This window comes from Sphingopyxis soli (assembly GCF_018682675.1).
Classification (GTDB): Bacteria; Pseudomonadota; Alphaproteobacteria; order Sphingomonadales; family Sphingomonadaceae; genus Sphingopyxis; species Sphingopyxis soli.
In genome coordinates this window covers 21,003-32,245 of sequence record NZ_JAFMTR010000002.1, presented here as the reverse complement: position 1 = coordinate 32,245, position 11,243 = coordinate 21,003, and the positions used below count along the sequence as shown (strand labels likewise).

Sequence of the window (11,243 nt, the reverse complement as noted above, 5' to 3'; positions counted from 1 at the left end):
CGCAGCGCTGGAAAAATGGATTCCGGATCGAGTCCGGAATGACGAAGGTCTGAAAACGGCCGAAGCACGACATTAATAGCATCGCCGCAGCCAGCATGACGAGCTTGGGGCGACCGCTTCCAACCCCAAAGCGGAAGGAGCGAAGGAAAAGCCGAGCGCTCAGCCCTTCTTTTTGCGATGGCTTTCGAGGTCGAGCACGGCGTTCTCGCCGCCCTCGGGCAGCAGCCCGAGCCGACGGGCGACTTCCTGATAGGCTTCGACCTCGCCGCCAAGGTCACGGCGGAAGCGGTCCTTGTCGAGCTTCTCGCCCGAAACCATGTCCCACAGGCGGCACCCATCGGGACTGATCTCGTCGGCCAGGATGATGCGACTATAATCGCCGTCCCACAAGCGCCCGAACTCGAGCTTGAAGTCGATCAGGCGAATGCCGACCGCAGCGAACATCCCCGACATGAAGTCGTTGATGCGGATCGCCATATCCTGAATGTCGTGCAATTCTTCCTGGCTGCACCAGTTGAAGCAGGCGATATGCTCTTCGGCGACGAGCGGATCGCCGAGTGCGTCGTCCTTGTAGCAATATTCGATCAACGTGCGGGGAAGCTGCGTCCCCTCCTCGATCCCGAGGCGCTTCGACAGCGAGCCCGCCGCGACGTTGCGCACGACGACCTCGATCGGCACGATCTCGACCTGGCGGATCAACTGCTCGCGCATGTTGAGGCGGCGGATGAAGTGCGTGGGAACGCCAATCTGGCCGAGCAATGTGAAGACATGCTCCGAAATCCGGTTGTTCAGCACGCCCTTGCCGTTGATCGTCCCGCGCTTCTGCGCGTTGAACGCGGTCGCGTCGTCCTTGAAATACTGGATCAGCGTGCCGGGCTCTGGCCCCTCGTAGAGGATCTTGGCTTTGCCTTCGTAAATCTGGCGGCGGCGGGCCATGGGCGGGTACTTTCTGTCGGAACCAAATGAATGGCCCCGGCGATGGCGACTCAGGAAAGAGGCGCGGCGCCGGGGCGGTCGCGCGCCCTATAGCGGCAAAGAAACCGCCCGTCATCCCCGGCGATCTTTACGCTTACGTAAACTAGACCTTGCCTTGGCGCGCGCCGCTTGCAACCATGTCCGAAAATCGAAGGAGAGTGAAATGAGTTTCGACCAGATTCGCCTCGACAAGCATGAGGGCATCGCGCTCCTGACCCTGCACCGTCCCGACCGGATGAACGCCTTCACCACCGGGATGATGCTCGAAGCCGTTGCCGCGCTCGACGAATGCGACGCCGACGACGCCGTGCGCGCGGTCATCTTCACCGGATCGGGCGATCGCGCCTTCTGCGCCGGAGCCGATCTGGGTTCGGGTGCCTCGACCTTCGATTATGACAAGCGCACCGACAAGCTGGCGACGCTGCCCGACGGCGCTTCGGCGAGCCCGATCCGCGCCGATAGCAGCATCGACTGGTCGCACCCGCTGGTGCGCGACTCGGGCGGGCGGCTGTCGCTCCGCATTTTCGAGGCGAAGAAGCCGGTGCTGGGCGCAATCAACGGTGCGGCGGTCGGCATCGGCGCGACGATGACGCTGCCGATGGACGCGCGCCTGGCGAGCGAGACCGCGCGTTACGGCTTCGTCTTCGCGCGGCGCGGCATCGTTCCCGAAGCCGCGTCGAGCTGGTTCCTGCCGCGCCTCGTCGGCATCGCGAACGCGGTCGACCTCTGTTATTCCGGCCGCCTGATCTCGGCCGAGGAGGCGCGGGACAAAGGCCTCGTCCAGTCGGTCCATGCGCCCGGCGCGCTGATCGATGCGGCAATAGCGAAGGCGCGCGAGATGACCGCCGACAGCGCGCCCGTCTCGGTCGCGCTGACCCGCCACATGCTCTGGCGGATGATGGGCGCCCCCCACCCGATCCAGGCCCATCGCTGGGACAGCCGCGTAATCTTCTCACGCGGGCGCAGCCCCGACGCGGCCGAGGGCGTGACGAGCTTCCTCGAAAAGCGCCCGCCCAACTTCACCGCGAGCGTGGCGAACGATTATCCCTGGTTCGACGAGTTCGAAGAATCGCCGCCCTACAGCTAAGCCGCGTCGAACATCCGCCGCCCGCGCCGCGCCGTCATGCTGTGCGTCGATTTGAGCGCGGGCGTATGGCTGCGGATCGTCTCGACGCTGTGCCAGTTCGCGGTCACCGCGTCGCGCGTCAGCTGGACCGTGACATATCCGCGATCCTCGGTATTCGCCCATTTGAGTTCGGGCGACGACCCCAGCAGGCCGCCGACGCGCTGCGCGTCCGAAATGCCCGGCGTATAATGTTCATAGCCCGGCGAAGTGACGCTGTGGCCACCGATCTCGATCCCGGCGGGACGCCCGCCTTCGGCGAGGTCAAAGGCCCATGCGTTGTGCGAATCGCCCGCAAGACTGACGAAATCGGCGTCGGCCGCCTGCGCCGCGGCGAGCAGGCGCGCGCGCGCCGCAGGATAACCGTCCCACGTATCGAAACTAAGCGGAAGCCCGGCCTTTGCGACAAGCTGCCCCGTCTCGACGCGGCGGCGCACCGCGGGGGACATATCGGGCCCGAACCAGTTCGCCACGTCGGGCGGCGTGAAGAGGCTGCCCATCAGAACCTGCTGGGCGCAGATCTGCCAGCGTGTGCCCGATTTTGCGGATTTGGCGATAGCGTCGGTCAGCCATTTCTCCTGCTCGACCCCGAGCATCTGACGCGGGGGGTCGCGATAGGCCGTTTCGGCAAACTGCCGCAGTTTCGCCGCAGCATCGCCGCCGCCCGCCACGATCGCATCGACATCGAACGGGCGATCGCGGCCGGTGATCCGCGTTTCGGGGAGGAAGATCGTCGCGAGATCGCCGACCTCATATTGGCGCCAGCGGCTGTCGTCGACAGGCATCCATTCGCGATAGGCGCGCTCGGCCGCAGCCTTGCGTTCCGCCCATGCTCCCTCGCCTTCATTGTGGTTCTCGGCGCCGTCCCGCCACGCATCGTTCGCGAATTCATGATCGTCCCACTGTGCGATCATCGGGAACAGCTGGTGCAGCCGCTGCAGGTCGGGGTCGCTGCGATAGGCGGCATAGCGCAGGCGATAGTCGGCGAGCGCCACGATTTCGTGCGGCGGCTGGATCGATCGGCCGGGAAGCGCTTCGTCGAGCGAGGGATATTCGCCGACGCGATACTCATAAAGATAGTCGCCGACATGCGCGACCAGATCGATGTCGCCGCGCGCCGCCGCGTGGGCATAGGCATTGAACCAGCCGAAGGGCAGGTTCGAGCAGGAAAAGAGCGCGATATTGAAGGCGCTTGTCGGCCCCTGCGGCAGGGTGCGCGTGCGGCCGACCGGCGACGTGGTGCCGTCGGGGGCGACGAAGCGATAGAAATACCAGCGGCCCGGCTCGAGCCCGTCGACGCGCAGCTTTACCGTATGGTCATTCCCGCCGTCGGCATCGGCGCTGCCGCCCCCGACAACGCGTGCAAAATCGGCCGTCTCGGCGACTTCGGCGGTCAACCGCGCGCTCGACGGCGCGGCATAGCGCGTCCAGAGCAGAATGCTCGTCGGACCGGGTTCGCCGCTCGCGACATTGTGCGTGAACCCCTGCGCCATCGCGGCACGCGCGGCGCCGGGCAGCGCAAGCGCGGCGAGCCCCGCGGTGCCGAGTTTGATAAGCAGGCGGCGGTCCATTTCGCCCCAAAGCTGGTGCATGACATAGTCTCCCGGATTCGCCGGGTCTTTGCCCGGCTTTTGTTACAGCTTGGCGCCCGGACTGCCGACTAGCCGCTGATCCCGAGCGCGAGCAGCAGCAGCATGAACATGATCACCGAAAACAGACTGAAAAAAAGCAGGAGGGTCGCGCGCGCCAGCGACCCGAACCGCGACGACCGATAGGCGCCGCGAAGCTGCCGGTACATATGGAACGGGACATAGAACATCGCGAGGAAGGTCGCGACACCGCCGAAGATCGTGAGGTTCAGGAGCCGCACCGCGACGAACAACAGCAGCATGAAGCTGATCGAGTAAGTGACAAAGACGAAATGGTCATAGGTGTGGAAGCGGCGGCTGAACGGATAGAGCAGCCACATGAAAGGCAGCGACAGCGGGATCAGCGCCCAGGCGAATTTATAGGCGTTCGCCTGAAGCTTGTAGAGAATTAGCGCCGGGTTGGCGAAAGCCTTCTCCAGACCGTGATCGATAAAGGGCACACCGGTGTTGACCTTGTTGCGCGTGATGAAGTCGGCGCCAGTGGCGACCTGCTGCTCCGGATCGTTCAGCACCGGCTGCCCCGCGGCGCGCTCGGCGTCCCGTTCGGCTTCGCTGCGGCTGCGCGAGATGCCCAGATAATCGGCACTTTTCTGAAGGATTTCGCGTTCCTGCTCCAGCTTCCGGCGATCCGCGCGCGGCAGGTCGGCTTTTGCAAGCTCGGCGTCGATCCGGTCGACTTCCGCCTGCATACTGTCCTTGATCGCGGTGGTACGGGTCTGTTCGGCGGCCGCCTTGCTGAGCCCCTCGCTGACCCCGCCGCTGCCGACCATCGCCAGCACCGCGTAGGTCAGGAATACCGCAAAGAGGAACAGCGCCAGCGGCGAGATGAAACGCGCGCGTTCGCCGTGGATATAGCGGCGCGTCAGGTCGCCCGGGCGCCATGTCAGCAGCGGCAGCGTGTTCCACAGCTTGCCCTCGAAATGGAAGATCGCATGAACAAGATCGTGCCCGATCGCCCCGAAGCTGCGATGGACATCGGCCCGCTGCCCGCAGCGATGACAGTGCGAGCCGACGAGGCTGGTCCCGCAGTTGAGGCAGCGGAGTCCCTCATGCCCCACCGCGCCACCATGTTTCGGCTCGACCGCCGCGCCCGCCAGCCCGGCCGTGATCGCCGCCCCGATGCTCTCGATATCCCCGCTCATGCGCCCTGACTAGTGGCGCGCGCGGCGGCACGCAACGGGGCTTTCGGGCTCCGGCCAAAACATGATAGGGGCGGCGTCATGACCGCCGAAGCCCTTGCCACGCCGCGCCTTATCGAAGCCGATGCGCTGATCGCCGAAATGGGCGCGCGCGCGCGCGTCGCCGCAAAGATCATGGCCGTCGCGCCGACCGGCGCAAAAGCGGCCGCACTGCGCGCCGCCGCAGCCGAATTGCGCGCACAGGCACCGGCGATTCTCGCGGCCAATGCGCGGGATATGGACGCGGGAAAGACCGCCGGCCTGTCGTCGGCGATGCTCGACCGGCTGCGGCTCGACGAGGGGCGCCTCGCGGCAATCGCCGACGCGGTCGAGGATGTGGCGGGTCTTGCCGACCCGGTCGGGCGCGAGATTGACCGTGCCACCCGGCCCAACGGCATGGAACTCAGCCGCGTGCGCGTCCCGCTCGGCGTCGTCGGCATCATCTATGAAAGCCGCCCCAATGTGACCGCCGACGCCGCGGCGCTCGGCCTGATGTCGGGCAATGCCGTGATCCTGCGCGGCGGCAGCGAGGCGGTGAACAGCAACCGCGCCATCCATGCCGCGATGGCGGCGGGGCTGGAGGCAAGCGGCCTGCCCGCCGACGCCGTGCAACTCGTGCCCGTGCAGGACCGCGCGGCGGTCGGCGCACTGCTCCGCGCGCAGGGGCTGGTCGACATCATCATTCCGCGCGGCGGCAAAGGGCTGGTCGCGCGCGTGCAGGACGAGGCGCGCGTGCCCGTGCTCGCGCACCTCGACGGAATCAACCATCTCTATATCGACGGCGCCGCCGATCCGGCGAAGGCGGTCGAACTTGCGGTCAACGCCAAGATGCGCCGCACCGGCGTCTGCGGCGCGACCGAGACGATCCTGATCGATCGCGCCTACCCCGCCCCGCTCGCGATCGTCGACGCGCTGATCGCGGCGGGCTGCGAAGTGCGCGGCGACAAGGGCGTCGCGGCGCTGAGCGCGCATGTCGAGACCGCAGCGGCGGGCGACTGGGACACCGAATATCTCGATGCGATCGTCTCGATTGCGCTCGTCGACGGCCTCGATGGCGCGCTCGCGCATATCGACGCGCATTCGAGCCGCCATACCGACGCGATCGTCACCGAGGACAACGAGACGGCCGAGCGTTTCCTCGCTGAAGTGGACAGCGCGATCGTCATGCACAACGCCTCGACGCAGTTCGCCGATGGCGGCGAATTCGGCCTCGGCGCCGAAATCGGCATCGCGACCGGCCGCCTCCATGCGCGCGGCCCGGTCGCGCTCGAAGGGCTGACAACGTACAAATGGCTGGTGCGCGGCACGGGGCAAGTTCGACCTTGAATCATTTGTATACAAGTGATACAGAGTCTTGATGAATACGACCTCGCCCATTTCAGCGCGCGTCGATGAGACGACCCTGAAAGACCTGGACCGGCTGGCCGAAGAGCTCGACCGATCGCGATCATGGTTGGTCGCGCAAGCGGTTAGCGAATATGTGAAACGCGAAACCGAGTTTCTGGAATTCGTCAAAGTTGGCGAAAACGAAATCGAGAACGGCGATTTTCATACCCAAGGCGAAATGGAAGCGTGGATAGAGGACCGCATTTCCAAACGAGCCGGGAAAGAAGAACGCCGATCGTGACATCTGGAATAGTCTGGGCTCCGAGCGCCCGGTCCGACCTTGCACGCATCGATCTCTACTATAGTGAACTAGATCTCGAATTCGCCAATCGCACAGCCCGCAATGCAGTTGCGGCGGCGAAGTTTCTTCAGGCGAATCCGCACGCGGGACCGAAGATCGATGGCACCGCCTATCGGAAATGGCACGTGCCGGAGACTCCCTTCTTGCTGATCTATCGACCAGAAAAAGGCACAATTCGCATCCTTCGCGTGCGTCATGCCCGCGAAGACTGGCAATCTGACCGATGATCACCACCGGCCTCCTCGGCGGCAGTTTCAACCCCGCGCACGGGGGCCATCGCGCGATCAGCCTCAACGCGATCGACGCGCTGGGACTCGACGAACTGTGGTGGCTGGTGTCCCCGGGCAATCCGCTGAAGCCGGCGAAAGGCATGGCCCCGCTGCCCGCGCGGCTCGGATCGGCTCAGCAAGCCGCGCGCCGCTCGCCGGTCCGGGCAACCGCGATCGAGGTCGAACTCGGCACACGCTATACCGTCGATACGTTGAAAAAGCTCGTTCGCCGCTACCCCAATCGCCAGTTCATCTGGATCATGGGCGCCGACAATCTGGTCCAGTTGCCCCGATGGCGCGACTGGCGGGGAATTGCCCGACTCATGCCGATTGCGATTGTCGCGCGTCCGGGCTATAATGGCCGGACCCACGCTGCGAAGGCGATGGGATGGCTGCGGCGCTTTGTCCGGCCCGCGGACCAGAAATGTCGATGGACGGACTGGAGACCGCCTGCCCTCGTGTTCCTGCGTTTTTCGCCCGATGTGCGATCCGCAACTGCAATACGGCAGGCCAACCCCCGCTGGTTCGAGAGCTATGCAGGCCGCGCCATGCGCGACCCCGTCACGCATTCGCGGCTGGCCATGGATGAAAGGAACGAAATAGCTTGATAGCCGCCAGTAAGGATGCCGCGCCCGCCGCCGCAACCGCCCCCGCGTCTTCGGACGACAGCGTGGAAGCACTCCACGCGCTGATCCTCCACCAGCTCGACGAGGATCAGGCCCAGGAAACCATCTCCATCCCGCTTGCCGGCAAGAGCAGCATCGCCGATCATATGGTGATCGCCAGCGGCCGGTCGACGCGCCACGTCTCGGCGATCGCCGAAAAGCTGGCGCAGCGCATCAAGCAGGAAGCGGGCCGCCATGTCCGCGTCGAGGGCTTGCCCAACGCCGACTGGGTGCTGATCGACGCAGGCGACGTCATCGTCCACCTGTTCCGTCCCGAAGTGCGCAGCTTCTACAACCTCGAACGCATGTGGTCGTTCGGCGACGCGCCGCCGGTTACCGCGGTAAATTGACGGTGCCATTTTGTTCGGGCTAACGTCCGAACGCAAGCGGCACCAGCCCGCTCCCCCACCCGGCCACCCACAGGGTAAACTGGTTTGGGAGGCCCTTCGACGCCACGCGTCGTCTCCGGGCGGTGGGGGAGCGGGCTGGTGCCGCTTCCGCCAGGAACAAATATTCCATGTTGCTGCACATCATCGCGCGCGGGCGTATCGGGCGGGGGCCCGAGGCCGAGCTGGTCGAGCGCTATATGAAGCGCGTGACCTGGGCGCAGAAGATTTCGGAGCTTCCCGACACTGGCGGTCGTGCGCCCGCTGCGGCAGAGAACAGCCGCACCATATTGCTCGACGAGGGCGGCGAGCAGCTCTCATCGCTGGAATTTGCCAAATTGCTGGAAAAATGGCGCGATGGCGGCGTGCGCGAAGCGCGCTTCTGCCTGGGTGCCGCCGATGGCTTCACACCGGACGAACGCGAAGGCGCCGACAAGGTGATTGCCTTCGGCCGCGCGACCTGGCCGCACCTGATGGCGCGCGCAATGCTCGCCGAACAATTGTGGCGCGCGACCAGCATCGTCGCCGGGCACCCCTATCACCGCGAGGGCCGGCAATGAGGCGCGCGCTGGCGACGCTCGCGCTGGCCGTGACGGTCGCGGGCGGGGCACTCGCCATCGCACAAAGCGACGTTTTCGATCCCGACGCGATCGCCGCGAACGAGCGCCGGCAACTCCTGACCGCCAAGCAGCAATCGGCCGAGGCTATGCAACGCAGCGCCGCGCTGGAGGCGCAGGCGACTGCCGCGCGCGATGACGCCGACCGGCTGAAGAAACGCAGCGCCGCGCTCGCCGCGCGCATCCAGTCGGCGGAGGCCGACATCAACGCGGGCGAAGCGCGGGTCGCGCTGGTGGGCCGCCGCGTCGCAGCGCAGGAGGCGCGTCTTGCCGAACAGCGCCAGCCTTTGCTCGAACTCACCGCGGCGCTCCAGCAACTGTCGCGTCAGCCGCCGGTCAGCGTCCTCGCGCAGCCGGGCTCGCTCGCCGACATGGTCCATGCGCGCGCGGTGCTCGACGCCGCAATGCCGGTGATCGCGCAGCGCACCGCCGGGGTCCGCCGCGAACTCGTCCAATTGCGCGCGACGAAAACCCAGCAGGCGATCGCCCTGAAGGCTCTTGCCGCGAGCAAGACCCAGCTCGCCCGGCGCCGCGACGCGCTGACGCGGCTCGAGAATGAAGGCCGCCTCCGGTCGCGCGAGCTGATGAGCAGCGCGCAGCTCGAGGCCGACCGCGCGCTCGGGCTCGGCGAAAAGGCGCGCGACATCGTCGACCTGATGGACACGCTGGAGATCGACAGCGCGACGCGCGGCGAACTTGCCGAACTCGCCGGCCCCCTGCCCCGTCCGCGCGATCCGACGAGCGCGGCGATGATCGCCGCGCCGCCCGCTCCGGCCGAAGCCGAGCTTGCTCGCGGCGCTTACCGCCTGCCCGTCGTGGGGCGCATTGTCGCCGGACTTGGCGAGGTCAATGAAAGCGGGGTCCGATCGCGCGGTATCACCATCGCCGCGCGCCCCGGCGGGCAGGTGGTCGCGCCCGCTCCCGGCCGGGTCAGCTTTGCGGGCGATTATCGCGGTTATGGCAAGATCGTGATCATCGACCATGGCGGGGGCTGGACCTCGCTCGTCACCGGAATGATCGCGCTGTCGGTCGGGGTCGGCGATACGCTCGACGCCGGGACCCCGGTCGGGCGCGCGGGATCGCAGGACAGCCGCATCACGGTCGAATTGCGCCGCGCCGGGCGGCCGGTGGATATCGTGGCGATGCTGGGCTGAGGCTCCCGTTAATCATCCGTTCGGGGCCTGCCCCGTATCGGGATGAGCGCTTGACGCCCTCATAAATCCATAGGACGATGGACGGCCGGGATTTATAAAGCGAGGTGCGTCCTCGCGGATTGAAAGACGACCATGACCGAATCGACCAAGACCCCCGCCTCCCCCAAGCGTCGCTTCGCGCTGTGGCAGGGCGCCGCCGCTTTCTCGACCCTGGCGCTCGTCCCGCTCGCGACCGGTGCGATGGCGACGGTCGACGCATCGACGCAGGAAGAAATCTCGCGCTTCATGGACGTCTTTCTCGAGGTCAAATCCAACTATGTCGAACCCGTCAGCGACGACAAGCTGATCGAGGGCGCGATCAACGGGATGCTCGCCAGCCTCGACCCGCATTCGGGCTATCTCGACGCGCGCGACTATTCGAACCTGCGCACCCAGACCGACGGCGAATATGGCGGGCTCGGCCTGTCGGTCACCATGGAGGACGGCGTCGTCAAGGTGATCGCCCCGACCGCCGACACCCCGGCCGAACGCGCGGGCATCAAGGCGGGCGACTATATCACCCACATCAACAAGGAACTGATTTTCGGGCTCACGCTCGACGAGGCGGTCGAGCAGATGCGCGGGCGTCCGGGGACGAAGATCGACATTACCGTCGTGCGCGAAGGTCAGGACAAACCGATCGAAATGTCGCTGACGCGCGAAATCATCGACGTGAAGCCGGTGAAGTGGGAAGTGAAGGACGATGTTGGCGTGCTGACGATCACCAGCTTCTCCGCCGACGCGACGCGCGACCTCAAATCGGCCATGGTCTCGGTCGAAAAATCGCTGGGCCGCAAACCGCGCGGCTGGGTGCTCGATCTCCGGTCGAACCCTGGTGGGCTGCTCGACGAAGCGGTCGGCGTCAGCGACCTGTTCCTCGACCGCGGCGAGATCGTGTCGCAGCGCGGGCGCAAGAAGGGCGACATCGAACGCTATTTTGCCGAAACGGGCGACATGACCGGCGGCGCGCCGGTGATTGTGCTGATCGACGCCGGCTCTGCCTCGGCCTCCGAAATCGTCGCAGGTGCGCTGCAGGACCAGCATCGCGCGGTGATCATGGGCGAACGCAGCTTCGGCAAGGGATCGGTGCAGACGGTGCTGCCGCTGACCGACACCACCGCGCTCCGCCTTACCACCGCGCGCTACTACACCCCGTCGGGCCGCAGCGTGCAGGAAGGCGGGATCGAGCCCGACATCCGTGTGCCGCAGCTTTCGGACCCCGATTACAAGAACCGCCCGCGCTTCCGCGAGAGCGACCTGCGCCGCCACCTGATCAACGAGAAAAAGGTCGACAACAGCCTGCTCGAAAAGGACGAGAAGGACGATCCGCGCTTTACCGCCAGCGCCGCCGACCTGAAGGCGAAGGGTATCGACGACTATCAGCTCTACTATGCGCTGCAGACGATCGGGCGGATCGGCCCGAACGCGCCGCGCATGGCACAGGGCGGCAAGCCGCCGGTGAAACCGGCCGCCAAGCCGACCGCGCGCAACTGATCGTTTC

At 66.1% G+C, this 11,243-nt stretch carries 12 protein-coding genes; 9 read left to right on the top strand and 3 right to left on the bottom strand.

Annotated elements, in window-relative coordinates; all coding sequences use genetic code 11:
• Nucleotides 1–159: 159 nt before the first annotated feature.
• A complete protein-coding gene (purC, locus tag J1N50_RS00275) occupies nt 160–936 on the bottom strand; it encodes a phosphoribosylaminoimidazolesuccinocarboxamide synthase (protein ID WP_215348871.1) in 777 nt (258 codons plus the stop codon).
• 202 nt (nt 937–1,138) lie between these two features.
• Between purC and J1N50_RS00270 the strand changes: the two genes are divergently transcribed.
• Nucleotides 1,139–2,062, top strand: a complete 924-nt coding sequence (locus J1N50_RS00270; RefSeq protein WP_215348868.1) for a crotonase/enoyl-CoA hydratase family protein — start codon at nt 1,139–1,141, stop codon at nt 2,060–2,062.
• Here the strand turns inward: J1N50_RS00270 and J1N50_RS00265 are convergent.
• Together J1N50_RS00265 and J1N50_RS00260 are read right to left on the bottom strand one after the other, a co-directional pair.
• Nucleotides 2,059–3,690, bottom strand: a complete 1,632-nt coding sequence (locus J1N50_RS00265; RefSeq protein WP_215348865.1) for an alkaline phosphatase D family protein — start codon at nt 3,688–3,690, stop codon at nt 2,059–2,061. The two genes, J1N50_RS00270 and J1N50_RS00265, sit on opposite strands and share 4 nt — an antisense overlap.
• A 68-nt stretch (nt 3,691–3,758) precedes the next feature.
• The gene (locus J1N50_RS00260; RefSeq protein WP_215348862.1) at nt 3,759–4,889 is read right to left on the bottom strand and encodes a DUF3667 domain-containing protein; all 1,131 of its coding nucleotides are present in this window, start codon (nt 4,887–4,889) and stop codon (nt 3,759–3,761) included.
• Nucleotides 4,890–4,967: 78 nt separating this feature from the next.
• Here J1N50_RS00260 and J1N50_RS00255 point away from each other — a divergent pair, with 78 nt between their 5' ends.
• From J1N50_RS00255 to J1N50_RS00220, 8 genes are all read left to right on the top strand, one after another.
• On the top strand, nt 4,968–6,251 hold the full coding sequence (locus J1N50_RS00255; protein WP_215348860.1) for a glutamate-5-semialdehyde dehydrogenase: 1,284 nt from the start codon (nt 4,968–4,970) through the stop codon (nt 6,249–6,251).
• A gap of 31 nt (nt 6,252–6,282) precedes the next feature.
• A complete protein-coding gene (locus tag J1N50_RS00250; RefSeq protein ID WP_215348856.1) occupies nt 6,283–6,552 on the top strand; it encodes a CopG family ribbon-helix-helix protein in 270 nt (89 codons plus the stop codon).
• Nucleotides 6,498–6,839, top strand: coding sequence for a type II toxin-antitoxin system RelE/ParE family toxin (locus J1N50_RS00245; RefSeq protein WP_343227817.1), 342 nt, complete (start codon nt 6,498–6,500; stop codon nt 6,837–6,839). The genes J1N50_RS00250 and J1N50_RS00245 overlap by 55 nt, the downstream gene beginning before the upstream one ends.
• Nucleotides 6,836–7,489, top strand: a complete 654-nt coding sequence (locus tag J1N50_RS00240; protein ID WP_215348853.1) for a nicotinate-nucleotide adenylyltransferase — start codon at nt 6,836–6,838, stop codon at nt 7,487–7,489. Before J1N50_RS00245 ends, J1N50_RS00240 begins: the two co-directional genes overlap by 4 nt.
• Nucleotides 7,486–7,896, top strand: coding sequence for a ribosome silencing factor (rsfS, locus tag J1N50_RS00235; protein ID WP_215348850.1), 411 nt, complete (start codon nt 7,486–7,488; stop codon nt 7,894–7,896). The genes J1N50_RS00240 and rsfS overlap by 4 nt, the downstream gene beginning before the upstream one ends.
• A gap of 167 nt (nt 7,897–8,063) precedes the next feature.
• A complete protein-coding gene (locus J1N50_RS00230; RefSeq protein ID WP_215348848.1) occupies nt 8,064–8,492 on the top strand; it encodes a 23S rRNA (pseudouridine(1915)-N(3))-methyltransferase RlmH in 429 nt (142 codons plus the stop codon).
• Nucleotides 8,489–9,703, top strand: a complete 1,215-nt coding sequence (locus tag J1N50_RS00225) for a murein hydrolase activator EnvC family protein (RefSeq protein ID WP_215348845.1) — start codon at nt 8,489–8,491, stop codon at nt 9,701–9,703. Before J1N50_RS00230 ends, J1N50_RS00225 begins: the two co-directional genes overlap by 4 nt.
• 132 nt (nt 9,704–9,835) lie before the next feature.
• On the top strand, nt 9,836–11,236 hold the full coding sequence (locus J1N50_RS00220) for a S41 family peptidase (protein ID WP_215348842.1): 1,401 nt from the start codon (nt 9,836–9,838) through the stop codon (nt 11,234–11,236).
• Nucleotides 11,237–11,243: the final 7 nt, after the last annotated feature.